The organism is Algoriphagus alkaliphilus (assembly GCF_900103735.1).
GTDB classification, from domain to species: Bacteria; Bacteroidota; Bacteroidia; order Cytophagales; family Cyclobacteriaceae; genus Algoriphagus; species Algoriphagus alkaliphilus.
Genome location: NZ_FMXE01000006.1, coordinates 88,952 through 114,241, shown reverse-complemented (window position 1 = coordinate 114,241; position 25,290 = coordinate 88,952). Strand labels below are relative to the sequence as shown.

General features: G+C 43.6%; 21 protein-coding genes. 8 read left to right on the top strand and 13 right to left on the bottom strand.

All coding sequences use genetic code 11. The features are described 5' to 3' along the window. Positions 1–12: 12 nt before the first annotated feature. The 10 genes from BLQ81_RS05170 to BLQ81_RS05125 all read right to left on the bottom strand — a co-directional run bounded on the left by BLQ81_RS05170 (position 13) and on the right by BLQ81_RS05125 (position 12,271). Complete coding sequence (locus BLQ81_RS05170; protein ID WP_092728889.1) at positions 13–945, bottom strand: dihydrodipicolinate synthase family protein; 933 nt, start codon at positions 943–945, stop codon at positions 13–15. 23 nt (positions 946–968) lie between these two features. Then, positions 969–1,970: a sialidase family protein gene (locus BLQ81_RS05165; protein WP_092728888.1), complete on the bottom strand. Its 1,002-nt coding sequence runs from the start codon at positions 1,968–1,970 to the stop codon at positions 969–971. Positions 1,971–2,055: 85 nt separating this feature from the next. Continuing rightward, the gene (locus tag BLQ81_RS05160; RefSeq protein ID WP_092728887.1) at positions 2,056–2,412 is read right to left on the bottom strand and encodes a helix-turn-helix domain-containing protein; all 357 of its coding nucleotides are present in this window, start codon (positions 2,410–2,412) and stop codon (positions 2,056–2,058) included. 1 nt (position 2,413) lies between these two features. Further along, positions 2,414–2,677: a type II toxin-antitoxin system HigB family toxin gene (locus tag BLQ81_RS05155; RefSeq protein ID WP_317042020.1), complete on the bottom strand. Its 264-nt coding sequence runs from the start codon at positions 2,675–2,677 to the stop codon at positions 2,414–2,416. An 80-nt stretch (positions 2,678–2,757) separates the two neighbouring features. Continuing rightward, positions 2,758–3,948 (bottom strand): glucuronyl esterase domain-containing protein, encoded by a 1,191-nt coding sequence (locus BLQ81_RS05150; RefSeq protein ID WP_092728885.1) that lies wholly within the window; start codon positions 3,946–3,948, stop codon positions 2,758–2,760. Positions 3,949–4,015: 67 nt separating this feature from the next. Then, on the bottom strand, positions 4,016–5,467 hold the full coding sequence (locus tag BLQ81_RS05145; protein WP_092728884.1) for a PhoPQ-activated pathogenicity-related family protein: 1,452 nt from the start codon (positions 5,465–5,467) through the stop codon (positions 4,016–4,018). A gap of 93 nt (positions 5,468–5,560) precedes the next feature. Then, the gene (locus BLQ81_RS05140) at positions 5,561–9,064 is read right to left on the bottom strand and encodes a PAS domain S-box protein (protein WP_092728883.1); all 3,504 of its coding nucleotides are present in this window, start codon (positions 9,062–9,064) and stop codon (positions 5,561–5,563) included. A 98-nt stretch (positions 9,065–9,162) separates the two neighbouring features. Further along, the gene (locus BLQ81_RS05135) at positions 9,163–10,167 is read right to left on the bottom strand and encodes a Gfo/Idh/MocA family protein (RefSeq protein ID WP_092728882.1); all 1,005 of its coding nucleotides are present in this window, start codon (positions 10,165–10,167) and stop codon (positions 9,163–9,165) included. 457 nt (positions 10,168–10,624) lie between these two features. Next, positions 10,625–11,131 (bottom strand): heme-binding domain-containing protein, encoded by a 507-nt coding sequence (locus BLQ81_RS05130; RefSeq protein WP_092728881.1) that lies wholly within the window; start codon positions 11,129–11,131, stop codon positions 10,625–10,627. A 99-nt stretch (positions 11,132–11,230) separates the two neighbouring features. Continuing rightward, on the bottom strand, positions 11,231–12,271 hold the full coding sequence (locus tag BLQ81_RS05125) for a zinc-dependent alcohol dehydrogenase family protein (protein WP_092728880.1): 1,041 nt from the start codon (positions 12,269–12,271) through the stop codon (positions 11,231–11,233). Between the two features lie 173 nt (positions 12,272–12,444). Between BLQ81_RS05125 and BLQ81_RS05120 the strand changes: the two genes are divergently transcribed. Next, on the top strand, positions 12,445–13,242 hold the full coding sequence (locus tag BLQ81_RS05120; protein ID WP_139183565.1) for a carboxypeptidase-like regulatory domain-containing protein: 798 nt from the start codon (positions 12,445–12,447) through the stop codon (positions 13,240–13,242). Between the two features lie 243 nt (positions 13,243–13,485). Here BLQ81_RS05120 and BLQ81_RS05115 read toward each other — a convergent pair whose 3' ends face one another. Then, positions 13,486–14,952 (bottom strand): Gfo/Idh/MocA family protein, encoded by a 1,467-nt coding sequence (locus BLQ81_RS05115; protein WP_092728878.1) that lies wholly within the window; start codon positions 14,950–14,952, stop codon positions 13,486–13,488. Between the two features lie 349 nt (positions 14,953–15,301). On the opposite strand from BLQ81_RS05115, the gene BLQ81_RS05110 reads away from it, so the two are divergent. The 7 genes from BLQ81_RS05110 (at position 15,302) to BLQ81_RS05085 (ending at position 21,722) form a co-directional block, all read left to right on the top strand. Beyond that, on the top strand, positions 15,302–16,441 hold the full coding sequence (locus BLQ81_RS05110; protein ID WP_092728877.1) for a Re/Si-specific NAD(P)(+) transhydrogenase subunit alpha: 1,140 nt from the start codon (positions 15,302–15,304) through the stop codon (positions 16,439–16,441). A gap of 1 nt (position 16,442) precedes the next feature. Beyond that, positions 16,443–16,730, top strand: a complete 288-nt coding sequence (locus tag BLQ81_RS05105; protein ID WP_092728876.1) for an NAD(P) transhydrogenase subunit alpha — start codon at positions 16,443–16,445, stop codon at positions 16,728–16,730. Next, on the top strand, positions 16,727–18,112 hold the full coding sequence (locus BLQ81_RS05100; RefSeq protein WP_092728875.1) for an NAD(P)(+) transhydrogenase (Re/Si-specific) subunit beta: 1,386 nt from the start codon (positions 16,727–16,729) through the stop codon (positions 18,110–18,112). The genes BLQ81_RS05105 and BLQ81_RS05100 overlap by 4 nt, the downstream gene beginning before the upstream one ends. A 493-nt stretch (positions 18,113–18,605) precedes the next feature. Beyond that, entirely contained in the window at positions 18,606–18,800 is a 195-nt protein-coding gene (locus BLQ81_RS21930; protein ID WP_139183564.1) for a hypothetical protein, read from the top strand. A gap of 88 nt (positions 18,801–18,888) precedes the next feature. After that, positions 18,889–20,067, top strand: coding sequence for a DUF4221 family protein (locus BLQ81_RS05095; protein WP_092728874.1), 1,179 nt, complete (start codon positions 18,889–18,891; stop codon positions 20,065–20,067). Continuing rightward, positions 20,064–21,110: a hypothetical protein gene (locus tag BLQ81_RS05090; protein ID WP_092728873.1), complete on the top strand. Its 1,047-nt coding sequence runs from the start codon at positions 20,064–20,066 to the stop codon at positions 21,108–21,110. Before BLQ81_RS05095 ends, BLQ81_RS05090 begins: the two co-directional genes overlap by 4 nt. A 171-nt stretch (positions 21,111–21,281) precedes the next feature. Then, on the top strand, positions 21,282–21,722 hold the full coding sequence (locus BLQ81_RS05085) for a hypothetical protein (RefSeq protein ID WP_092728872.1): 441 nt from the start codon (positions 21,282–21,284) through the stop codon (positions 21,720–21,722). A 134-nt stretch (positions 21,723–21,856) separates the two neighbouring features. Here BLQ81_RS05085 and BLQ81_RS05080 read toward each other — a convergent pair whose 3' ends face one another. Next, positions 21,857–22,462: a ribonuclease HII gene (locus BLQ81_RS05080; RefSeq protein ID WP_092728975.1), complete on the bottom strand. Its 606-nt coding sequence runs from the start codon at positions 22,460–22,462 to the stop codon at positions 21,857–21,859. Further along, positions 22,434–25,106, bottom strand: a complete 2,673-nt coding sequence (locus BLQ81_RS05075) for an MGH1-like glycoside hydrolase domain-containing protein (RefSeq protein WP_092728871.1) — start codon at positions 25,104–25,106, stop codon at positions 22,434–22,436. Before BLQ81_RS05075 ends, BLQ81_RS05080 begins: the two co-directional genes overlap by 29 nt. Between the last annotated feature and the right edge of the window lie 184 nt (positions 25,107–25,290).

Sequence of the window (25,290 nt, the reverse complement as noted above, 5' to 3'; positions counted from 1 at the left end):
TATTCTCGGTTTTTATGAAATCAGGGATTCCTGAACCCGCTCTTTTACCTTGAGAAATTTTTCATGCAACTCCGCTTTTTCGGCTTCAGAATATGGAAAAAGGGGCGGAGCAAAATTTCCCTGACAAAGGCCCTCAAAAGCCATCGAAGCTTTCAATCCCTTGAGATAGCTCGACTGATAAGTTCCGTTTTGATACAGGTTTTTGCTCAGGAAGAGAATGGTTTCCTGAAGCTTTTTGACGGTATCGTATTCCTTGTTTTGGAATGCTTCATAAAGTGAGACATACAGTTTTGGGAAAAGATTTCCTCCCCCGGTCACTCCGCCATGACCGCCCATTTCCAAGGTTTCAGCCAATATTTCTTCCGGTCCCACAAAGATTTTGAACTCGGGCTGATTTTTAAACGCTTGGCAAAGTGCCCTGAAGTTTTCCGAATTTCCGGAGCTGTCCTTGATTCCGATGATATTGGGATGTGCGGAGAGCTTGACCGCCGTTTCTACCTTGATATTGATCTTGGTATGAGAAGGCATATCGTAGAGGAAAAGTGGCAGTTCCACTGAATCGGCCAATTTTTGATAGTAATAGATCAATTCTTCCTGTCCGATATTCATGTAAAATGGCGGAGCTGCAACCAAGGCTTTTGCGCCGGACTCCTGTGCGATGGATGCCAAATCCAAGCTTTCTACATACGAGCAATCCGTCACTCCTACCAAAACGGGAACTCGTCCCTTGACTTGCCGGCAGGTCAGTCGGATCAGATCGCTTTTCACGTCTGAACTCAATCCGGCAAATTCCCCGGTGGTTCCGAGGATAAATAGCCCATGAACACCTCCTGCGATCAGGTGCTCGATGAGTATTTCGGTATGGGCAATGTCCAGTGAAAAGTCGGGATTTAATGGGGTGATCATGGGAGGGAAAATCCCCCGAAATGATGCTGTTTGGTTCATAGGCTTAAGGTTTTCAAAAAAAATCAAAGGCTAAGGTGGATATATTTGATCTTTTCCCGATTGTAAGTGTAACTGATGTGAAGTGTACCGTCTTTGGCTTGAATGATTGCCGGATAGCTGAATTCTCCCCGCTCTTCATTCTCCAAAATCAGCAGTTCTTCCCAGCTAATACCATCATCGGAGCCTAAAAGGACTAATTTGTTTCGACCTTTTTTTAGTGGGTTGACCACGAGGAGATGGGAGCCATCAGCAAGTGTGACTCCATCGATACCCGAGTTGTTATTTTCCAGCTTGGTAGCCACCAGTGGAGTCCAGGTTTTGCCCTGATCAGAGGACCAAGATTCTGCCACTACGCCTTCCTGCGTTCGGCACAGGAGTTGGATTTTTCCGTCGGGATGAAAAAGAGCAGTCGGTTGTATGGCATTGAAAGGGCCCTTCAAGTCCACTTTTTCCCAACCCGTCAAGTCAGGATTGGATATTTCAACATGTGATGTCCAGACGTTGTTGGTTTCAAAGCTGCTTGGATGGAGCAGTTTTCCGTTGGAAAGTTCGACGGATTTGTTCCGCACCGGCCCGAGAAATCCCGGGGGGAGTTGGGTTTCCTTAGACCAGGTTTTTCCCTCATCCCCAGAAACCTTATAGTGTCCCCACCATTCCCTTGGATTGGGGCCTTCCTTGTAGAAAAGGACGATTTTCCCGTCGTTTTTACGGTGGAGAACCGGGTTCCAGGTAGGATTTCTGAACACCTCATTTTCTATCCCATCTGCAGCTAATGCCGGGATAGACCACTCCCCATTTTTCCTGTGAGAAGTGTAAATACTGACATCGGGATGGCGTTCATAAGTGCCTCCAAACCATGCCGCCATGACGCCATCGGGTGTTTCCAGTAGGGTAGAGGCATGGCATGAAGGAAATGGGGCAGTTTCGTAGATGAATCCTGAAAAGAGAATTTTTGGAGGGGATTCTTTTTTCTGAGAAAAAGAAAAGAGGCCCAAGAGGCTTAAAAAAGAAATATAAGACAGCATAGGTCAATTGGGTTGAGGTACAAACTGAGTTTTAACCTAACAAAAAAGCCGGACTTTTCCTTGAAACCGTCCGGCTGTGACCTGTTTAAGAAAGTAAAATGTCTGCTGGTATTTTTAACTCTTTGTGAAAAATTTTTGCCATTTCAAGCGTGAGTGGCTTTCGTTTATTCAAGATTGACGACACATAGCCTTTACTACCAATTTTACCCACAAAGTCTTGGTTTTTCAGCCCTAATTCTTCCATTTTAAGTTTGATCGCCTCTATGGGGTCAGGAGATGGAATGGGGTAAAATTGGTCTTCATAATTTTTAATCAAAACCAAAGCGACCTCAAGTTTCTTTCCTATCGTGGAATTTGGATCTACTTTTTTATCGAATTGATTATCAATCCAGTCAAGTAGATTTTCGTATTCCTCTTCTGTTTTTATTACCGATAGTTCCATTTTATTTTTTAAATATAACAGTGTCTACATCAATTTTATCATATTCTGAATGTGTGCCAAACCATTTGATTTGTACGGCCTTGTATTCAAACACCACTCTCACTACTAATCTGAATTTATTACCCATAATGTTAAAAACTACCCTATCATCTTTAATGATACTTGCGTTTCCGCAAATGGATTTTAATTCATTGAAAGAGTTTATTTCCAATTTCCGGAATTTCTCATACCAATCATAGAGTGCATTTGCGGCATTTGGATGCATTTTCGCGTAGACCAATAATGTTCTTCTAGTTATGATGTTAAACATACTATCTTTTCAAAAAGTTTACTAATAGAAAACATTTATTTTTCCACTTTCTCCATAAACTCCAAAAATAAGCTCCAATCCTCCCAAGTCAAGTCGTGCTTTCCTTCGCGAATGTGATATCCTACTGACTCCAGATGAACAGGTCCTTCTAAGTCTTCAAAACCTTGATCGAAAGCTGCCTTTTTTCCATAAATCTCCGCAGCAACCCGACTTCCCAACTGGAGACCCAAATATTCCCCTTTGGGATCGGCCCATTGGTCACCTTTGGCACTGGAATAATACACACTTCTTGGTGCAATCAAGCCCGGTAGGAGATGTTGATCAATTGGAAGGTCCTCTTCTTTTTCGTTGTATTGATTGAAATTATCGGCAAACCAGTGCGGAAATCGTCTGTTGATGGCACCGACAGTTTCTCCAAATTTCCGCTTTGAAAGAGCCGCACCCCCACAGCCTGATTCATTGGCGTAAGTAAATGCCCATCGGGGATCGTTGGCTGAAGCCCATAGCGCAGCTTTACCGGTTCGGGAGTGACCGACCAAAACGGATATTTTTGAATCTAATTTGCTATGCTTTTCAAAATAATCCATGGCCCGCATCGCTCCCCAGCCCCAGGCACCCAAGGCTTTCATACCATTGGCTTGACCGATTTGCTCAGGGTAAAGAGTGGAAATGACACCATCCTGAAAGGTTTCGGCGATATCCGGAGCGACTGTTTCAGCATGAAAGGAAGCCGTGGCAAAACCGCGTCGAATCAGTTCCTGTACCGGCCAAAAGGCCTCGTCCACCAATGTCCCATCCGCATATTTCGGGAGGTAATTGATCAATAGTATTACCGGAAAAGGGCCCTTCCCATCTTTTGGAAGGAAAAAATTAATCCGCATCGTATGACTTTTCCCGTTTCGTTTCACGGTGATATTGACTTCCTCCAGGTCCGCTATTTCGGGGTAAGGGTTTGCTGTTTCATTGACTTTTTCGAATGAAATTGCTTCAAAATCTGAGGGGATTTGACCATATACCTTATCCTGAAAGAGTCGAACTATCTCCGACCTCCGAATCTTTTCCCAGTCGGTGATGGATTGGATCAGCCTGCCTTTTTCGCTCACAAAAGGATCAGAAAGGATCAAGGCCGGAACCTTGTCTTCGTCGTAGTTTGCCAGGATTTGAGACATGCCATTGATTGGGGAAAGGAGTGGGAAAACGGAGAAAATCAGGAGTAGCTTCTTCATGGTCAGTTTTGTAAATGGTAAAGCGTAAGAGGTAGGCAGCACCTACCACTTACTTTTTTACTATTGGTTAATTCGAGGAAACCGAAGCGGATTTTTTTGGAGCAAAGGGCTCAAACGGATAATCCCGGGGTAATACCTCTATTCCGCTGGTTACTTTAAGCGGGCTAGTGCCTTCATAGGTAAGTTCCACAAAATAACCTCTAAATCCCTCCTCAGGAGTTTTCATCAACACATCCAGTTGTCCGTTTTCAGGTAAAGTAATTTCCTCAGCTACCCAGTTTGGGCCAAAGGCATCGATTCGGAAATCCCTTGAAAGCGGATTGTAGGCAGACCAAAGTTTTACTGATTTCGGTCGGTTTTGCGGATCGGTTTTTATTCTGATTTGATCACCATCGATTTTCCATTCGTAGCTTGGCCTGGGAGTTTTGTTCAGGACAGATTTATAAAAGGAAATGAGATTGGGCATCGCGTCGGAGTCTCCCACATCATGCCCGGAATTGGGGACGTACATCACATGCTTTTCACCCGGCAGTGCATCCCAGTAAAACTTCCAGCTGTCAGGCTGGAAAAATTCATCTCCGGCAGCATTGATCAGCAGTTTGGGCATAGTGTATTCCGGCAGAAAAGAATAGGGCTCCGTGATCTCCATCATTCTGTCAAACTCCGGTGTTCCCACCCAATTCATCACACCCTCACGGACGTAATCTCCCACAGCTGGAGCCCAAAATCCGTAATTCCTCCAGTGATGCTCAAACGACGGCACGAGGTTTAACAAGTCTATCACCACCGGGATGATGGCCACTACGCGATCATCGACTGCAGCTGTGATCCAGGTAGTCCAACCTCTTTTGGATGCGCCACCTACTACAAAGTGCTTCAGCTCCTTGCTGTATTTGTCTTTGACCAGGGCAGTCATGGCATCCATGGCCAGTTTGGCGGCTTTGGTCATGGGCAGGCGAGCCAGCCAGATCGCATCCTCATCTTTTGCACCCCCTTCGAGGAATTTTCTCCAACCATAAGAGATGATTTCGTCCTCGTATCGCTCTCCAAAAGTATCATTGGCGAAGGTGATCGGCTGAAATGGCACATTGTGAATCTGTGCGACAATCGAATTGGTTTGGGTGGATGCGGCTAAAATCAAGGGGTTTGGTTGATCAGGCATTTTGGAATTGGTGCTTCCGCCGCCGATCCATAGCATTCCTGTTTCGTGAGGGGTGTTTTTTGGGACAATGATCGACACCCAATGCCACCATTCAGTCATATCCACAAGATCGGAAGTCAGCCAGTGTTGGGAGTACATTTTCAATACGAAATAGTCCGCTTTCTCTCCCGGGGCGGAGTGTACAATTTCGTAGCGAAAAGTAGAATCCGGCGCATGGACGTAATCTTTGAGCAAAGTGGAAGATGGAGCCTCGACATCTACAGTAGTTTCGGCGGGTTTTTGACAGGAGAAAAATGTGAAGGTGCTAAAAAGCACAAGCCCCCAACTCAACACGGGGCGGAGAAATTGGTGATTCATAGGGAATTGGGTTTAAAATAAGGATGCTAAAAGCTAAAAAATAAATTGGGGAGTGCCAAATCAACTTCCTAAGCCAGCTTTAGATCTGATTTCTCATAGAGGAAAAGATATTTTAAATGTCGTTCCCACGTTTACTTCACTTTCAATTTCTATCTTTCCCCCCATACTTTCAATTTGATTTTTGGTGATAAACAGTCCAACTCCTCTGGAGTCGTGATGGTGATGAAATGTTTTATACATTCCAAACAATTTGTCGCCGTACTTTTTCAAGTCGATTCCAAGTCCATTATCTTCAAAATACAGCGTGACATGCTCGTCAAAGGATTTTGAATATATTTTCAAAAAACTTGCTCTTTCCTCACTTCGGTATTTAATGGCATTGGTGATCATATTGAGGACAATACTGTCAAAATATGCTTGCATGCCTTTCACCTGCAGGTTTGGATCCATGGTATTGATAATCTCAATATCAGCCTGCTTGATTTGTAGGTTAAGACTAGTGATGTTTTTCTTTACGATATCGTGAAGCCAGATTTTGGAATTTTCACTTGTCGCCAAATTAACGCGTACAACTTCTGTTAAATCTTCAACAGTCTTCTGTAGATTTTCAGTGCCTTCAATGATCAGGGCGATCAATTCATTGCTGGCAATTTCAGGATATTCAATCTTTATGAGTTCGAAAAGGCCGGAGATTCCACCACTGTGAGACCTGAGATTATGCGAGACAATGTGCGCAAAGTTTTTAAGCCTTTCATTTTGCTCTTTAGTGATTGCCAGAAGCGATTTAATTTCCTTCTCTACCTTTTTCAAAGCTGAAATGTCTGTCGCTACTCCCAGATAACCAATGATTTCACCTTCATCCGCAATCGCATTGACAGAAAGTAAAACAGGTAAAGTGTTGCCGTCTTTTCTCAGGTAGGTCCACTCTTTAGTCACGGGGAGCCCCATCCTGGCTTCAATTATAAAAGTCTCAAAACCCGTGATTTTATTTTGGTACTTTTCGGAAAGATGCTGGCTTTCTCTTTCTGATTCCTCCAATAGGTGTATAAGCTGGGGAGAATGCAGCCCCACCAATTCATTTGACTTGTAGCCAAGCATTCGTTCTGCGCCGGAATTAAATTGGGTAATCATGCCCTGAGTATCTGTGGCGATAATGGCTACTTGCTGACTGGCATCCAAAAGCGCCTGTAAGTTGCTGATGGCTTCCCGGAGTTTTCGTTCGGCATTTTTCTCTTTGCTGACATCTCTTACAAAGGACCAGATTAATTTTTGTCCTTTGGAATCTTCAATCACTACGCCCTGTAAAGCTACCGGGTAGCGAGACCCGTCTTTGCGGATATATTCTTTTTCGAATTGGTCATAACTTCCTTTTTCTTGCATTTCCCTAACCGCCTCTGCTTCCTCGGACTCAAAGGATCTTGGGGTGACATCCCAATAACTGAGTGCCAGAAATTCCTCCTTGGTGTACCCGGTTGGCTCAACGAGTTTGTCGTTTACATCCAAAAACCTTCCTGTAGTAAAATCATTCAGCGCGATCCCTATTGGGGATAAATCAAAGAGTGCTTCCAGAAGATTTTTGTTGTGCAGGAGCTCATCCTCAGCTTTTTTTCTTTTGGTAATGTTTCGGCCGATTCCAACCAGCCCTGATATTTTTCCGGCCTGATCGTACAAAGGAATTTTTGAGGTGAGTAAGCAGATTTCTTCTCCGTCGGGTCCATTAATGATTCCTTCTTGGTTTAAAATACTTTCTCCATCGACTAAAACCTTTTGTTCGACCTCATGTGTGTTCTTGGTTATTTCATTGGGATAGAAATCATAATCTGTTTTGCCAATTAACTCATCCTCGCCCGCCACACCGCAGTAATTGCAGTCAGCCTTGTTGGCCATCAATTTCCTTCCTTGCAGGTCTTTGACATAAATCGAATCAGGGGTGCTGTCAATTATGGTTCGAAGTAGGGCTCGTTCTTCTAATAGCCTGAATTCAATAGATTTTCTTTCAGTAATTTCCTGAAGGGTGCCGTACATTTTTAAAGCTCTTCCTGATGGAGACCAATCAAAAATTTTCCCCCTTACATTTACCCAAACCCAATCACCGGTTTTAGGAACAAGTCTCATTTCAAGCTCAAAAAAGTTTGATTCTTTCTTAAAACACTTTTCAATAAGATTTTGGGCCTGTTCAAGATCTTCATGGTGCGCATTGGAAAGCCATTTTTCGAAAGTGACTGGTTCTAATTCTTCTAAGGTATAGCCCAGCATTTCGGCAAACCGATGATTAATTAGCACTTCATTGGTTTCAATGTTCCATTCAAATGTGCCGGCTTTTGTCCCATCTATAACTGCCCGATAACGGTTGCGGGTGTCGACAATATCCTGAACAGGCATCCCCTCCGGCACTACAAAAATTACTTTTCCCCTTTCATCGAATATGGGTTTTAAGCTGAAGAGAATAGTGATTGGGGTTTTGTCTGCTATCCAAACAACAACTTCATATGCAACAGATTCTCCAGAAAGCGCTTTTTGAAAATTTAGTTTTAGCTCTTTTTGGGTTTCTTCCGAAATCTGCCACCAATAGCAATTCCAATAAGGTTTACCTATCACGTCCTCATGCGTGATACCTGCCATATTGATGGCCGTATCATTGGCTTCCAGCAAAATGCCATCAGTATCCAAAAAGCCGATAAATGAAAATGTGGAGTTGAATATTCCTTTGAATTTCAACTCACTTTCCTTAATCTGTGTAATATCCTGAAAACTGCCTACAACCTTTTTTCCAATCTTTCTACCTGTACTTCTTACCCATTTTTGCTTGCCTTTTGCAGAAATCAACAGGCATTCAATATCAAATGCTTTGTTCTCAGAGATGCATTTTTCGAGGGCATTTGTGATGATTGATCTATAATCCGGGTGATAAAACTCAATCGCATTGACTTGATTATGGTCAAATCCTTTGGGGACTTCATGAATTAGGTAAACCATTTCACTCCAGGTAGTTTTGCCTGACGCGATTTCCAATTCCCATGTTCCTAACTGATTCGCTTTCTGAGTAGCCTGAAGCAACTCGATATTTTTCCGAAGGGTTTCATTTGTTTTCTTCAGTTCTATTTGACTGCGCCGGAGTTCAAAAAGTTTTAAGGTCTGGTTTGCCAACTTTTTAAGTTGTTGAATCTGATCGGGCTGGAGGTTTTTTGGAGTGTCATCGATTACACATAAACTCCCTAAGGGCAGTCCATTGGGTGAAACTAGGGGCACCCCTGCATAGAATACCACATTTGGATCTCCTGTAGTCAGTGGATTGTCCCGGAAATGATTGTCTTTTCGGGCATCCTGTACGATGAATACCTGATCAGGGTGATTGATTGCATGGGCGCAAAACGAATAGTCTCTTGGAGTTTCTCGGGTTTCAAGTCCATGGTGTGATAGAAACCATTGTTTATCTTCTGTGACCAGACTGATTAACGAAATTTTGGTGCCACAAATCTGTGCCGCCATGGAAGTGATAAAATCAAAATCATCTTCCTCTGCTATTCCTATTAGCTGGTAGGTTTCCAATTCCTTAAGTCTTTCAAGCTCAAGATTTGGGATCGGTGGCTTCTTCATTTTTATTTTTTGCAAAAAGAAGAATAAAAGCAATCCTTGAAATAAAGAAAGCCATTAATCAACTGGATTTATAGATAACTTCTTGTGTTTATAATTTTTTACCCCACCCTATTTTTTACTATTTCTCCCATCGCCCAATTTGTCCGGGCACCGGAAATTCCATTGCTTGGGCATGTTCCTTTTCCAAGGAGCTCGTCCACGATGCTATGGATTAAGGGCTGCTGGATATGTTTGGGGAGCGGAAGGTCGTGGAATTGTGTTTCCTGACCATCTTGGATCAGCTTGAATTCTCCTTTTCCGAAGGTAGGAAAGTGGATCTGCCCCATGTTTCCATCGATGATGATTTCATCCTTTCTCGCAGAATGGGAGGAAGTAAAACACCAATTGCCAGTACCGAGTACCCCGTTTTCGAAAGCAAAACTACCGGCCACCATATCTTCAGCTTCGTAAGCTTTGGCCTGATTGGCCGAAAAGCCGGAAGCATGTGTGATTTTCCCGAAAAAGAAATCCAACAAATCGAGCTGATGGGAGGCAAGGTCGAAGAAATAACCCCCTCCGGCGATTTCGGGATTGACACGCCAGTTATCTGCCAGTTTGGTGATCAGGTCAGCTTCCACTTCCTGTTTGAGATTGATGTGGACTGTGCGGATTTCTCCTATGGCCCCTGCATCAAGGAGTTCTTTGATCCGAACAAAGTGGGGAAGGGCACGGCGGTAGTAGGCCACAAAAAGCGGCACACAGGCTTTCTCACAGACATCGATCATTTCCAGACATTCAGCATGTGTTCTTGCCATTGGTTTTTCTACATAGACAGGTTTACCGACGGAAGCGGCAAGGCGGCTGAGTTCAAGGTGAACATTGGGAGGCGTGGCGATGTAGATGGCGTTTACCTCGGGATCATTAACGAGTGCTACTGCGGAAGTGTACCATTTGGGTACTCCATGTCGACTTGCGTAGTCTTTGACTTTGGCTTCGTCCCGGCGCATGACAGCCACGAGTTTACTGTTTGGGATGAGATTCATGGCTGGTGCGGACTTGACCTCGCAGACATTACCCACACCCAGGATACCCCAACGAACTTCCGAATCGGTGAATTTTTGCATTGCGGAAAGTAGGAAATGATTTTAGGTTTTGAAAATAGTTGGTGCTTTCAGTGTTTCTGTGAAAAAAATCACCGCGAAGTTCGCAAAGGCACGCAATGGATTTTTACCACAGAGTGCTCAGAGAAAAAGAGATTGGGGTTCAGTCCTTGAATTGATCATCTGAACTTTTCGGCTCGACTGGCCTTTTTCAAGGTCACGGAGGGGAAAAGCTAAAGCTTTTTGAATTTTTGCCCCAAAGTTCGCAAAGGCACGCAAAGACTAAGTGGTTCAAGACTTCAGTCTTGGACCGACAATTATGCAGTCTTCAGACTGCTTTGTGACCGGAGTATACCCAAGATCTGAAAGCCTTCAATCTCTCTTTTTTTCTCTGTGGTAAAAAACTTTTCGTTCTAGGCGCCCTGAGGTGACACACAAAAAAGCCCGAATTTGCATCCGGGCTAATTATTCGATAGTTGTACTAGTTGGCAGGTGTTGGTCTTGGTTTCATCTTTAGACTGTCAGCAGGATAGGTAGCCGCGAGAATAGCCATTTGGTCTTTGGCCCAATCAACGAGTATTTTTCGTTCCTCATCAGTCAATTTTGCCTCTGGGTGAAGTCCTAGATAGGTGTAGGACGGGAGCGGCATCTCTTTTTCTTCCACCATTTCCACGACCTCTTCAAACTTATGGTTTTGGACGGCGAGGGGGAGTTTGGTGAAGGTGGATAGATTCCATTTTCGCTTGCCTTCATTGACGTGATCTGCTAAAAAATATTTAACAGGTTGAATATTGGAATACCAAGGATAGCGCGTCAGATTAGTATGGCAATCGTTGCAGGCCCCTTTGAGGATCATGGATACGTTGTCTGGGACATTGTAACTTTTAGTGATGTCAAATTCGGTGTCGTTGCTTTCGTTTTTTTCAACTGGAATAAATTGGATGAGAATAAGTAGGGCCACAAGTCCAAGGGTGATTTTTTTGAGCATGGCTGGGTTTGGTTTATGGGATTTAGACCTTTTGATTTTTATTTGGTTTAATTTGACTTTCAGAAACTTTCATAATTAGAATACTGGGTTTTTGATTTTCTAAAACCGGTCAATCATAACCATGCCATTTTCCTGAAAGGTGTCCATTGCTATCAGTGATTCCACTGCTTGTTCCAAACTGATTCTTCTGCCAATGAGTTTTTCTGGGGCGATTTTTCCCTCCAAGATCAACTGCATCATTTCGGGGTAAGCGTGGGCCTGCATGCCATGACTTCCCAGGATTTCCAGTTCCTTGGCAATCACCAAATGCATTGGAATCGGAGGATTTGATTCATTTCCCGCCATCAGACCTATTTGGATGTGCTTGCCTCTTTTTCGTAATGAAGCTATGGAATTGTAGCAGGTGATTTTACTTCCCAGAGCGTCCACAGATACCTGAGCACCTCCTTTGGTTAATTCTATAATAGTAGAAGGAATGTCCTCGGAAGTTTTTCCATTAATCAGGAAACTTGCTCCGGCGGCTTTGGCAAGGGCCAACTTTTCCTCTGAAATATCCACTGCAATCACGGTTGCACCCAATGCTGACGCAATCATAATCGCCGAAAGTCCCACGCCTCCGCAACCGTGAACTGCCACCCATTGCCCTCCGCTGACTTTGCCCTGAGAGACAATCCCTCGGAATGAAGTCGCAAACCTACAGCCCAAGCTCGCTGCCGTTTCGAAACTCATTTCATCGGGGAGCCTGACCAGATTGGTTTCGGCTCGGTGGACAGCCACATACTCGGCAAATGATCCCCAATGGGTAAATCCGGGCTGAAACTGATCCTCGCAAATCTGCTGATTTCCCGAATGGCAAGTCGGGCAAATGCCACAAGCACAGACGAAAGGGACAGTGACACGATCTCCAACTTTCCAGTTTTTGACTGCTTTTCCCACTTCCCGTATTACTCCGGAAAACTCATGCCCCGGTACATGCGGCAGTCGAATATCCGAATCGTGTCCCATCCAGCCATGCCAGTCACTTCTGCAAAGTCCGGTTGCTTTGACTTCAATCACAACTCCATCCTGCGGGGAAGTCGGGTCAGGGAAGGTTTGAATCGATGGGGGCTGCTGAAATGACTCTATTATGAGAGCTTGCATGGTGGATTGGTATCTGGAGTTTAAGAAAATTTCAGAATCAAAGTAAAGCGATTTTTTGAATCGGTAAGATTACTAAGACTAAGGTTTGGGTTTGAATTTCTGAGTTAATTTTTAGTTCTTTAATATATTATCTGTATATCCGCATTCCTACCAGTAGCCAAATAAATTAAGTTTTGAAGTTCCAAAAAACGAGCCGTGGACAGTTGACTGTCGTCTGTGGACGATTATCCGCAACTTCTAAAGCATATTTCTTAATTACTGGCAGGATTGCGGATAATCAAAATATATTAAATGTTAGAATTGAGATGAATCGATTGCTGGTTTTATGGTTTTTTGTTTTTCTTTTGATAGGAAGTGCTTGTAATACCTACGAACTTCCTTCAGTGGGTGCTGAGGTAGGTTCCATCTCCGGAACTTTAAATTTGTATGACGAGGGTACTACGATAATGGGGTTTTCCGGTGGAGTCAAAATCTCTTTGGAGGGTACCGACCCTTTGATTTATACTTTTTCGGATGAGTTTGGAAGATTTGAGTTTAAAAGAGTCCCTTTTGGAAGTTATGTAGTCATCTATGAAAAAGAGGGCTATGGAACCTTTAGGTATCTCGGAGAAGAAGATGATGGGAAGTTTGAGCACCGTTCCGAGGTTGTCAATTTCAAAATCCCCCATTTTGAGCTTGGAGAGAAATCCACAACCCAAATAAGGGATGTTTCTTATGAAAAGATTGCTGGTGGTTATCAGTTTATTGTCACTACTGATCCGGGAGCCAGTCAAAGCGGCGCTCGATATATCACTTTTTTTACCTCTCCAAATCCAGAAGTGGACAAAGAAAATTTTGAAATAATTTTCACTCATTGGGACTACTCCAATCCACAATCCCTTTTTATTTCTGATGGCGCTTTTGAGAATATGTTGGACCAAGTTAGTGGTAAAGGTTACATGCGGGTCTATGGGGATTCCTATCCTAGCTAACCATTACTTTGAAAATGGTAAACATGTTCGTCCCAATCTAAATCCAGAATCCTCGGAAGTGATTTTGTTGGAAAGAAAATAAAAAAAACCGTGAGTCATTCCACCCACGGTCTTCTTTAATTTTATATTACTCAAAACTGACTTGTTTTCGTGTCACACTGAGCACCTTCCTGTCCGGTAGGCAGGAAGTCGAAGTGTCACCCTGACAGGACTGCCAACTGTTCACTGCGACTGCCTACTGAATTAAACTTCAAATCCAGGTCGATAGGTTCTTCCGACAAACTGATTTGCTTCTTCCAAGTTGGTGATGCGCATGTTCTCACCGTCCCATAGGAGCTTTTTACGCCCGAAGAATTCTTGTTGTCCTTTGCCATTGTCTCTTCTGAGCATATAGCTTCGGATGGCAAGATTTCCCATCAAAACAGTCTCTGTCATTGGGCCAGCGTAGTCGAAGGATGAAGTCAGACCTTTGTGTTCCGCCGAACCAAAGCCAGCTTTGCAGGCGTCTACCCATTTGCGCTGATGTCCGTATTCCGGCTCAGTACCTTCGATTCGGTCCGGACCAAAATCCTGAGTACCATCGTAAAGGTACAGCTTGGGCATTAAAGGGGAGCTGTCATTGATGTTATGGGAAATGATTCCCTTTTCACCGATCATCAAAACACCATTGGCGGAATTGGCTCCTCCGATGTCGTGATCTGCAGGGATGATATCCGGATGTGAAGGACGTAGGCCTCCATCGCTCCAAGTCATTTCCAGAGGAACCGGATTTTTGGCAGTAGGGGCATAGTGGAGGGTGATAAAAGAAGATGCAGGGCATCCCTCCGGATTGTAATCTGCGGTCCACATGCCGGAATAAACTGATCCGACAGAGCATTCCGCGTCCTTTGGATAGTGAAGCCCAAGTGTGCGGAATGGAATATCCATCAAGTGGCACCCGACATCACCTAGAGCTCCTGTGCCGTAATCCCACCAGCCTCTCCAGCTAAAAGGGTGCATTCCAGGCGTGTAGGGCTTAAAGCTTGCAGGGCCGAGCCAAAGATCCCAGTCCAGATCAGCAGGTTTTTTACTTGAGTCAGGAGCCGGCAAAGGCCCTCCCTGAGGCCAAACAGGTCGGTTGGTCCAGACTTGGACTTTGGATACATTCCCGATTTTACCCGAGTCAATCCAGCCTTTGACCATGTCAAGAAGCGGATTGGAGGCGCCTTGGTTCCCCATTTGGGTGACGACTTTTTTGTCTCGTGCCATTTCGGTCAGTATTCGGGCTTCTCGGATATTGTGAGTCATGGGCTTTTGCACATAGACATGCTTGCCGCGTTCCATGCAGAATTTAGCAGCAGGACCGTGCACGTGATCCGGAGTGGAGATGGTGACAGCATCGATTTCCTTCATTTCTTCAAGCATTTTGCGGTAATCCGCATAGAGCTTGGCATTTGGGAATTTTGTTACGGAATCTTTCGCCGTTCCGGAAAAGTCCACATCGCAGAGGGCGACTACGCGCTCTCGGCCATTCACGGATGCAAGCAAGATGTCGCTTCTGCCTTTTCCCCCCGCACCGATGGCAGCGATGTTTAGCTGGTCTGATGGGGCGGTGAATCCTGCCCCGCCCAACACATGCCGGGGTACGATGAAAAACGAGGAGGCAATTGCCGCATTTTTGATAAAGTCCCTGCGGGTCTGTCCTGAGGATGATTGATCGGTTTTTTTCATGGGCTGTTGTTAATTCAGATTTAATAGTAAGACAAAATAAGAATTATTGCATCCCGTGGGAAGCGGTTTTTTAAAAGGATTGAATTAATGGGATCGGCGGTACTGGATTCAAAAATAATTATTCTGTCAAAGTCAGGACCTCCAAAATTAAACTGATTAATAAAGTCACTATGTCAAATTAATATTTGTAAAAGAGCAGGAAAATTTCAAAAAACCGCAATGAAATATCGATTGCGTAAAAAAATCTTCAATTTTTAAAAAGCAGGATAGACAAATAGTTGTTAGGGATTTACTTTCGGGAATATTTTGAAGTATATTATTTCCCCATACCCTGTTTAAACTTCTAAAGATGAAGATTGGAGTAATCAAAGAAACGAAGGAATTTGAGAAAAGAGTGGCCCTCAGTCCTGATGTTGTCAAGCTGCTCAGAAAAAAGGAATTTGAGGTGATCATTGAGTCGGGAGCTGGAGAAGGTTCTTATTTTTCCGATCAGGACTACCGGGATGCAGGAGCGGAAGTTTCTGATCTTCCGGGAGTTTTCTCCTCGGACGTGATTCTCAAAGTCAATATTCCTTCCCTTGAGGAAATCGCTCAAATGAAGCAAGGCTCTGCCTGTATTTCCTACATGTATGCGTATCAGCATCCGGAGATTATCGAAGCCCTGAATAAAAAGTCCATTTCATCTTTTTCCATGGATGCTGTGCCCAGGATCTCCCGTGCCCAAAAGATGGACGCCCTTTCCTCCCAAGCCAACCTTGCCGGATATAAATCGGTGATTTTGGGGGCCAATTATCTGGGAAAAATCTTCCCCTTGATGATGACTGCTTCCGGTACGATTACGCCAGCCAAAGTCCTGATTTTCGGTGCCGGCGTAGCAGGATTGCAAGCAGTGGCTACTGCCAAAAGGCTTGGAGCTATAGTCGAAGTGTCTGACGTAAGACCAGAGACCAAAGAGCAGGTGGAATCTCTCGGAGGGCGATTTTTGACTGTGGAAGGTGCTGAGGCTGTTAAAATCGAGGGTGGATATGCCAAGGAGGTTTCTGCAGAATTCTTGGAAAAGCAGCAGAAGCTCATTCAGGATAAAATCAAAGATGCCGATTTGGTGATCACCACGGCTTTGGTGATGGGTAGGAAGTCCCCGATTTTGGTTACAGAAGAAATGGTAAAAAGCATGAAAACCGGTTCTGTAATCGTGGATATGGCCGTAGAATCCGGGGGCAATTGTGCTATCTCCGAAAAAGACAAAACTGTCGTTAAGTACGGTGTTACCTTGGTTGGGGAGTCAAATCTGCCTTCCCTTTTGCCTGTCAATGCCAGTCAGCTCTATGCGACGAATATCAGTACCCTGTTTTTGCATCTTTTCAATTCTTTTGGGCTTATTCCAAATTTGGAGGAAGAGATCACCAAGGGAGTATTGATTACACATGAAGGTCAACTCGTACATGAGTTCACTAAAAATATTTTGAATTCACACCCAAAAAACTCTTGATATGAGCCTGGAGTCCTTAATTATTCTCATTTATGTATTGGTCCTGGCCAGTTATCTGGGTTTTGAGCTGATCACCAAAGTGCCACCCACTTTACACACGCCGCTGATGTCCGGATCCAATGCGATTTCGGGTATTACCATTGTCGGTGCCCTCATTGCTACAAGCGAACTGGGATATAGTACCCTCAGCAAATGGTTGGGGATGATGGCCTTGATTCTCGCCACGATCAATGTGGTCGGAGGATATGCGGTGACAGATCGAATGCTCAAAATGTTTAAGAAGAAATGACGATAGCTATACAACTCGCTTACTTGCTTGCCTCGATCTTGTTTATCATGGGGATCAAGCTATTGGGTAAAACCAAAGATGCCAGAAAAGGCAATATGCTTTCTGCCATAGGGATGCTGGTAGCAATTGTAGCTACCTTGATTACCCTTGATATTCTTTCCTTTGTGGAGATTTTCAGCTGCATGCTGATAGGCGGAGCTATTGGACTTTACTATGCCAAGAAAGTTGAAATGACCCAAATCCCGGAAATGGTTGCCCTTTTTAACGGATTTGGTGGTCTGGCTTCCTTGGGTGTTGCACTTTCGGATCATTTTCTGAAAACAGCAGTCCTAGCAGTCGAAATCGACCCGGTCAATTCCATAAGTATCATCGCCAGTGTATTGATAGGAGGGGTGACTTTTACAGGTTCGATGGTGGCATGGCTTAAGCTTAACGGTAAAGTGTCGGGTCAACCGATCACTTTCAAAGGACAGCATGTCCTCAACCTAGCCCTTTTGATTTCATTTTTGGTGATTTCAGTATTCACTTTTCTCTACCAAAGTGACCCTATGTATATCACCATCCTTGTCGTGGTAGCCTTGCTTGTGGGGATCTTAATCGTGGTTCCAATCGGTGGAGCGGATATGCCGGTGGTGATTTCTCTCCTAAATTCCTACTCAGGGATGGCCGCCTGTGCTACAGGTTTTATCCTAAACAATAATGTGTTGATCGTTGCGGGATCGCTGGTTGGAGCTTCGGGACTTATTCTTACACAGATCATGTGCAAGGCGATGAACAGATCTTTGACCAATGTGCTTTTGGGAGGATTCGGTCAAACTGTGGCTTCTGGAGCTCAGGATGGGCCGTCGATAGTGATTAAGGAAATCGGAGTAGAAGAGACGGCCATGCTGTTTGATTCCGTTTCTTCTGTAATCGTAGTTCCAGGCTATGGAATGGCCGTAGCACAGGCTCAGCATGTGATCCGTGAGTTGATGGAGCAATGCGAAAAACGGGGAATTGACTTCAAATTTGCAATCCACCCCGTTGCAGGACGAATGCCGGGCCACATGAATGTACTGCTTGCTGAGGCAAATATCAGCTACGACAAACTGATCGAAATGGAAGCGATCAACGATGAATTTCCCAATACCGATCTGGTGCTGATTGTCGGTGCAAATGATGTGGTCAATCCGGCTGCCCGCACCAATCCTCAAAGCCCGATCTATGGGATGCCGATCCTGAATGCCGACAAAGCCAAAACCGTTATTGTCAGTAAACGAAGTATGGGCAAAGGCTACGCAGGCGTGGAAAATGAGCTCTTCGGCTATCCTAACTGTCTGATGCTCTTCGGCGATGCGAAGCAGACAATTACTAAGGTGGTGAGTGAAATGAAGGAGATGTGATTGGTTGGGTTTTGTTTCTCACAGATAACACGGATAATCACAGATAAATAGATTTTAATTTTAACAGACCAAGATCTGTTTTCAACTGTCCGCCGCAGGCTGGTCTGGGAATCCTGTTAACCCAATAGTTTAGGAGGTTTTCTTTCTCACTTTTCACACAGTTTGTTATTCAAAAAAAGTCTTCCTTTCGGTTATGAGAGGAAGATTTTTTTGTTTTTGTGGGATGTGATTTAAACTGTAAGATTTATTACTGAAATCCGCCAATGTTTTGAATTTTCGTTGGGTTTTGTCTTTTGGAAAAACAGGAGACTTTCAAATCTTAAATTCTTAAAAATTCCCGTGATTAAGGTAACTAAATTTATAGGATTTAAAAATTATTCTAATTGAAGATCAATCACTTACTATTTAAGTTGGAAAAAGATTTTGAATCTATTTTTTTTTTTTTTTTTAGTTTTCAGACGATAACGTATTATTAACCATTAATTATTCTTTTATGAGAAAATTTCTTTTGGCGGCGTTTGTATTCTCCATGGGTCTTTCATTCGATATGGGTGGAAGCCAAAAAGTTGAGGCTGGCCCATTTGGAAATCAAGGCCATTGGGTGCCACTAGCAGGTGGGGGTCAAATTTGTGCCACTCATTGGTGGCTCAATAAATGTATGGTAGGGGATCAGGAAACTGATACATAATCGAATTTATGGAGTCGTTATACTTCAGTTTAACGACTCCATTACTTTTGAATAGTTAAGTCATCCAATTTGTTAAAGTTAGATTTGAATGAATTTGAGAAGAATCCATTTTGTTTTTTTTGTCTTTACCTGCTGTATTCTTTCAGCTTGCCAATTTGAAAAGTCCGAAAAAGCTCAGCTATGTCAATTCGACTCGTCAGTTGCTTCATTTGAGCGATCTGAAAACCTTGAAATCATTCCTCCTGATGATTTTGGAGGTACGATTCGCAGCAGTTTCATTTTTCAAGATACGCTTATATATATCTTGGCGGATAAGCCAAGGTTTGATATCAAAATTGTAGATCTCAGAAACCGTCAATTTGTTGGCGAGGTACCTCTGGATCCCAATTTCTTTGATAGTCCGGCTGGAGTTCAAGTAATATCCAAAGACAGCATCTTTGTTAGTGATTTTAATTTCCCTACCATTCGATTGATAAACAGTCAAGGTGAGGTTTTGAATACCTATAACCTATACGAAGAAGACCTTTGGGAAATGCCCAAGGAGGGATTTGCCAATTTCGGCCTGTATGGAGGATTTGGACTTGGTTTTCAATATATCCCAGAACGAAATAGTTTCTTGGTGCCGCTAAGGCAAATGGATCAGTGGTATTTTGTCAAGGAAAAAAAGAATTTCCCTGCTATCGGAGAATATAGTCTGGAAACTCAAGACTTTGTTCGTGTTTTTGGAAAGTACGAGGGATTGTATGCCTCAGAAGAAAATTTCTTATTTCCCTTTTACCTCAGTCATCCCATCCTGGAGCGAGTCGATAACCGGATTATCCTGTCCTTTTCCATGGATCCCAATCTATACATTTATTCACTGGATGGAGAATTCATCGAAAAGAAATGCGGCAGCATTGCGGAATTTGAATTGGGAGAACCGCTACGGTATGACATGAATGACTACGACAGTGATGGAATTATGAATTTCAATAAAGGCAATTCTTATTTCGGTGATTTTTTCTATGTCAAAGGAGCAGAACAATTTGTGAGGGTGTATTGGAAATGCGAGAAAGGTAAAGAAGGGGAATGCAAATCGAAGCAAGCTTTTGCGCTGATTTTTGACCGTGATGTTAATTTAGTAGAGGTAAGGAAGACCAAAGAAATTTTTGAAGGAGATGCGTTTTCCTATCAGGTACCGTATCAAAATGGCTTTTTATCCAAGCTTGCTACAAGAGAAAGTGATGATCAGTTTATTCTCAACTTATATTACCGGTTAGACAAATGATGCGGTATTCAAGGACTTTACTTTACATTTTTGCTGCCCAATTTCTGGGAATTGCTGCCATGGCCAACTCAGACTCGCTGAGCAAAGAGGTCAAGCCTACTTTGGAGAATCTATACTATGGAAATGTCAATGAAGTGGTCACCAAAATGCTATGGATTGGAGATCAATCAGCAATTGGCTTGAGATATAATGAAAAAATTCCAAAGGATTTGGTATTACTCAACCGCAACAAATTGATTGTAGATAGTCTGAGCTTTAATGAGATGTTTTTGGAAGGATATGATAAGCAATCCGGCAGATTTAACTCCATTGATGGATTGGTTCAGACTAGTGACAATAGATTTTTAGTAATTCATGGTCATGGCACCACAATCCTAGAAATAAATCAAGAGAAACTTGACGTCCGTATTAAACAATTGGAGAAAAGAAAACCTGCTATCGATGACAAGTATTTGAAGGGGTATAGCTTGGTTCAATTGGAAAAATATACGATAGGCTATCGAGTTGAATCCAATAAGTACCTCAGCTCTGCAGATTTCTGGGTCTATGATTGGGAGAACAAAAAACACGTGAGCTATTTAGATTCACAACATCCCGAAGCATCCAAAAATTGGTATTGGAAATTAAAGGGTACTCCAGAGGCTTATAGTACTGCTTCAATTTATAGATATAACATCATCCAGACCCGGGACGGATTTATTTTCAATCTGCCTCTTAAAAATCGGTTCTTGAAATTTTCCAAGGCCACTGGGGCAATTCAAGGCTATACCTTTCCAGAATTAGAAAAGAAGAACCAAGCCTGGTTTGCCTTTTACGACTGGAATTTGGATAGGGTATTTCCAGTTTTAGATACGGGAAAAGAGTATCGGATTTTTTCGTTAAATAAGGAATTTAAGAACTTTCACCTTCTAGCCTCATCTGAAGAACAGCCTTTTGGTGTGATGGATGGGAAAGTTTATTTGAGAGAGATTGAGTTTAAGGAGAAAAATAAAACATGGTTTTGTAATCACTACTTAGTAGATCTGTATCCGAAATTGAAATAGAAACGACCTGAAAGTATTTAGTTGCATTTGGTTTACAAAAGGGAGCCCGCTCGAATGCTCAGTGCCTGAAAGTCATAATCTTGGGCTAAGTTTGAATCCAGTCGATCTAGTTGAATTTCCGTTTTTAAGGCTGATTTTCAAACTGGCAAAATAATTGCAAATCAACCTAGCATGAATCTATCACTCATCACTTCCCTTTTCCTAAGTCTGTTGCTTTACTGGAATCAGATTCAATACAGTCAACTCATCGGAAGCTGGCAGCTGGTGCATTTTGACGGAATGGAGAAAATCGTGAAATCTCCCCAGTACCAAAATGCGAATCCCATGGAAAAAGCCAGTATGGATGCCCGCATCAATTACCGCCTTGAAAATACTGTCTATAAGTTTGAAGAAGGGGATACCCTGAAGTTTACGGATTTCGAAAACCAGACTGTGGTGCAGAAGGAAGTAAAAATTGAACTTGTGGAAGGTAATATGTTGCTGATTCATGAGGAAAAAGGAGACCGTCTTGCCAAGATTGTTGAATTTTCCGGGGACAGAATGGTTCTCCAGCCGATAAGTAAAAGTTCCGCCACTGGCAGATTGATTTTCGAACGGATCAAGAAGAAGTAGGTAGGTTTCAGTGATCAGTTTTCAGGGAGAGTGCCTTCGAAAGAGATTTCAAGTTCATCACAAAATCAATCAAAAAAGAAATTAATCACCCTTAAAATAAACCGAAAGCCGCTGAAGTTTCTTTAGCGGCTTTTTTATTTCAGTGCCAATTCCAATTGCCTCGGCAACAGCTGAAAACTCTTTCGGTGCCAGATCGTGCTGCCATATTTTTCGATTCCTTCCCGATGCGCTTTGGTCGGATAGCCGGCATTTCGTTCCCATGCAAAATGAGGATGCTCCAAGGCTAATTTCTCCATCAGCTCATCCCGATAAACTTTAGCCAGAATCGAAGCCGCTGCGATGCTTGCGAATCTTCCATCTCCTTTGATCACACAGGTAAAAGGGAAAGTCAGGTCAGATTTCCATCGGTTGCCATCGATCAACAGGTGTTCGGGCTTTATTTCCAGTTTTACCACAGCGCGTTTCATTGCCAAAAAAGAAGCATTGAGAATATTGATTTGGTCGATTTCTTCCACACTTGCTTCTGCAATTGCCCAAGCCATAGACTTACTTTTGATTTCCCCGATGAGGTCTTCCCGCTGAGTTTTCCCCAGCTTTTTGGAGTCGTTGATCCAGGGGTTGTGGTAGGAAAAAGGAAGAATGACGGCCGCCGCAACAACCGGCCCCGCCAGGCAACCGCGTCCTACCTCGTCGCATCCAGCTTCGATTCGATTAGCTTCTAAATAGGGGAGTATTGACATCGTGATGCACTTCGCTGAATTTGTAATACTTGTGAATCATCTCCGCAATCAAGGCTGTCCAACCCGTCTGATGGGAAGCTCCAAGGCCTTTACCCGAATCTCCATGGAAATACTCGTAAAAAAGGATGTAGTCCTTAAAGTGCGGGTCTTCCTGAAATTTCTTGTTCTTTCCATAGACCGGTCGATGACCGTTTTTGTCCTTCATGAAAATCCGCATACAGCGAAGCGAAAGCTCCTTTGCGATGATGTCCATCGTCAGGAAATTACCCGATCCGGTCGGGTATTCAATAGAGAAGTCGCCCCCGTAGTAGAAGTCAAACTTCTTCAGGGATTCGATGATCAGGAAGTTGATCGGAAACCAAATCGGGCCACGCCAGTTGGAATTGCCGCCAAACATTCTGGTGTCAGACTCGCCCGGAGTGTATTTGATGGAAAGCGTGTCCCCGTTGATTTTCATCCCGTAGGGATTCTTCTCATAATATTTTGAAAGCGATCGAATTCCGTAGTCACTTAAGAATTCGTCGGAATCCAGCATTTTGTGGAGGACACTTTTCATTCGATGTCCTCTCAGCAGGGAGAAAAGCCGTCGTTTGTCATATCCGGGCTGAATCCAGCTGGACACCAAGGCGGCCAATTTTGGCTTTTCACTGAGGAAAAAGTCCAGACGCTTTTTAAATTCAGGAAGGTCGTCAAACAATTCCTCTCTGATGGGTTCTACTGCAAAAAGAGGTATGAGGCCCACAATTGACCTTACCTTCAGTTTTTTCGGTTCTTTTCCCTTAAGGTGAAAAACATCATAGAAGAAGCTGTCCTCATCATCCCACAGGGAAATGTGCTCCTGTGAAATGTTATTCATCGCACCTGCGATGTAGAGAAAATGTTCAAGAAACTTAGTGGCAGTGAATTGGTAGACTTTGTTGAACTCGCAGAGATCCAATGAAATTCTCAAAAGGTTCAATGAAAACATGGCCATCCAGGAAGTGCCATCTGCCTGTTCAAGTTTTCCCTGATAATGGCTGGCATGACTCCGGTCAAACAGGGAAATATTATCCAGTCCAAGGAATCCTCCTTCAAAGATGTTTTTGCCATCACTATCCTTCTGATTGACCCACCAAGTGAAGTTGAGCATCAGTTTGTGCATTGCCCGCTCCAGAAACTCCTGATCGCCCTTACCCCCGTTGAGTTTCTTGTCGATCTGATAGACCCGCTGAATAGCATAGGCGTGCACAGGAGGATTCACATCCGAGAAGTTCCATTCGTAAGCAGGTATCTGCCCATTGGGATGCATATACCATTCATTGAGCAGGAGTTGGAGTTGATCCTTTGCAAATTCGGGATCTATCCGCGCAATAGGAATGCAGTGAAAAGCCAAATCCCATGCCGCATACCAGGGGTATTCCCACTTATCCGGCATGGAGATGATGTCGTAATTTTGCAGGTGACGCCAGTTGTTATTTCTTCCTTTTTTTCGCTGTTCCGGAGGAGTATATCTTCCTGCATCACCCTCCAACCAGCGATTGACGTCGTAGTAATAAAACTGCTTGGACCACATCAGCCCGGCAAATGCTTGCCTTTGAATGGATTTTAGGTCAGCGTCTGTGACTCGGTCTTGAATTGTGTCGTAGAATTCGTCCGCTTCTTTTTTGCGTAGCTCGACACTTTCTTTACTGGATTCGAGTGGTTTTTCCTCAATCTGATGCTGCATACGCATTTTGATCGACTTGCTACCACCTGCGGGAATCTCCAGTTCAAAAATAGCCGCGGCTTTTGTCCCCATGTTTTGAGGATTCAAGCCTCTCCGATCTCCCGAAACAATGAAATCATTGATTCCATCTTTGCAAAAAATTTGGTCTTTTGGGATACCGTACAATTTTTCACGGTTGGTTTCATTATTGCAGAAAACAAGGTCGGTATTACTGCAAAACGTGAAAATGTAATTTCCCGACTTTGGATTGAATGCTTTGATCGAATGGTCATCCAGCTTGCTGATAGTTGGCATGAATGGTTCATGTCCGGTAAACCAGGTTTTGCGAAACCACACCGTTGGCATCACTATTAGCTTTGCGTCCTCAGGACCTCTGTTGTGTACGGTGACAATGGAGAAGATGTCTTCCGCGTCATTTTTCGCGTACTCTATGAAAATATCAAAGTAGCGATCTTCGTCAAAAACTCCGGTATCGATCAGTTCGTACTCATCCTGAAGCTTACCCGCTTTTCTGTTTTCGTCAATGAGCTTTTGATAAGGATATTCAGCCTGAGGATACTTGTACAGCATCTTCATATAGCTATGTGTCGGGGTGGAATCCAAGTAATAGTAGATTTCCTTGACATCCTCGCCGTGGTTCCCCTGATTTCCGGTCAGACCAAAAAGGCGCTCTTTGATAAAAGGATCCTTGCCGTTCCAAAATCCCCAAGCCAAGCAGAGCTTTTGCTTGTGATCCGAAATTCCGGCGATCCCTTCCTCACCCCAGCGGTAGGCTTTGCTTCTGGCATCGTCATGGGTTACATTTTCCCATGCTGCCCCATCCGGGCTGTAATCTTCGCGAACAGTCCCCCATTGCCTCTCAGTGAGGTATGGGCCCCACTTTTTCCAATGCTTCTTCCGTTCCTTATCTTCCTGTAATCGTATATGTTCAGCTGACATGCACTATGTTCTCCTTTGAGCAAGTTTCGAAATTATCAATTTCTGAGTATTAAAATCCAAAATGGAGCGATCTGTTTACGAACTGCTTTCTAATTTTTTTTCAGTTGTCGAGGGGTATTAGTTGGGAAGTGAAGTTGGCATTGGTTGCTTTTTCCAAAATAAGCCTTCAGAAATCGATTTCCAA

Bases quoted from the DNA above. Each gene is read 5' to 3' on its own strand.
- BLQ81_RS05170 (WP_092728889.1), bottom strand. From the start codon at position 945: ATGAACCAAACAGCATCATTTCGGGGGATTTTCCCTCCCATGATCACC.
- BLQ81_RS05165 (WP_092728888.1), bottom strand. From the start codon at position 1,970: ATGCTGTCTTATATTTCTTTTTTAAGCCTCTTGGGCCTCTTTTCTTTT.
- BLQ81_RS05160 (WP_092728887.1), bottom strand. From the start codon at position 2,412: ATGGAACTATCGGTAATAAAAACAGAAGAGGAATACGAAAATCTACTT.
- BLQ81_RS05155 (WP_317042020.1), bottom strand. From the start codon at position 2,677: ATGCATCCAAATGCCGCAAATGCACTCTATGATTGGTATGAGAAATTC.
- BLQ81_RS05150 (WP_092728885.1), bottom strand. From the start codon at position 3,948: ATGAAGAAGCTACTCCTGATTTTCTCCGTTTTCCCACTCCTTTCCCCA.
- BLQ81_RS05145 (WP_092728884.1), bottom strand. From the start codon at position 5,467: ATGAATCACCAATTTCTCCGCCCCGTGTTGAGTTGGGGGCTTGTGCTT.
- BLQ81_RS05140 (WP_092728883.1), bottom strand. From the start codon at position 9,064: ATGAAGAAGCCACCGATCCCAAATCTTGAGCTTGAAAGACTTAAGGAA.
- BLQ81_RS05135 (WP_092728882.1), bottom strand. From the start codon at position 10,167: ATGCAAAAATTCACCGATTCGGAAGTTCGTTGGGGTATCCTGGGTGTG.
- BLQ81_RS05130 (WP_092728881.1), bottom strand. From the start codon at position 11,131: ATGCTCAAAAAAATCACCCTTGGACTTGTGGCCCTACTTATTCTCATC.
- BLQ81_RS05125 (WP_092728880.1), bottom strand. From the start codon at position 12,271: ATGCAAGCTCTCATAATAGAGTCATTTCAGCAGCCCCCATCGATTCAA.
- BLQ81_RS05115 (WP_092728878.1), bottom strand. From the start codon at position 14,952: ATGAAAAAAACCGATCAATCATCCTCAGGACAGACCCGCAGGGACTTT.
- BLQ81_RS05110 (WP_092728877.1), top strand. From the start codon at position 15,302: ATGAAGATTGGAGTAATCAAAGAAACGAAGGAATTTGAGAAAAGAGTG.
- BLQ81_RS05105 (WP_092728876.1), top strand. From the start codon at position 16,443: ATGAGCCTGGAGTCCTTAATTATTCTCATTTATGTATTGGTCCTGGCC.
- BLQ81_RS05100 (WP_092728875.1), top strand. From the start codon at position 16,727: ATGACGATAGCTATACAACTCGCTTACTTGCTTGCCTCGATCTTGTTT.
- BLQ81_RS21930 (WP_139183564.1), top strand. From the start codon at position 18,606: ATGAGAAAATTTCTTTTGGCGGCGTTTGTATTCTCCATGGGTCTTTCA.
- BLQ81_RS05095 (WP_092728874.1), top strand. From the start codon at position 18,889: ATGAATTTGAGAAGAATCCATTTTGTTTTTTTTGTCTTTACCTGCTGT.
- BLQ81_RS05090 (WP_092728873.1), top strand. From the start codon at position 20,064: ATGATGCGGTATTCAAGGACTTTACTTTACATTTTTGCTGCCCAATTT.
- BLQ81_RS05085 (WP_092728872.1), top strand. From the start codon at position 21,282: ATGAATCTATCACTCATCACTTCCCTTTTCCTAAGTCTGTTGCTTTAC.
- BLQ81_RS05080 (WP_092728975.1), bottom strand. From the start codon at position 22,462: ATGTCAATACTCCCCTATTTAGAAGCTAATCGAATCGAAGCTGGATGC.
- BLQ81_RS05075 (WP_092728871.1), bottom strand. From the start codon at position 25,106: ATGTCAGCTGAACATATACGATTACAGGAAGATAAGGAACGGAAGAAG.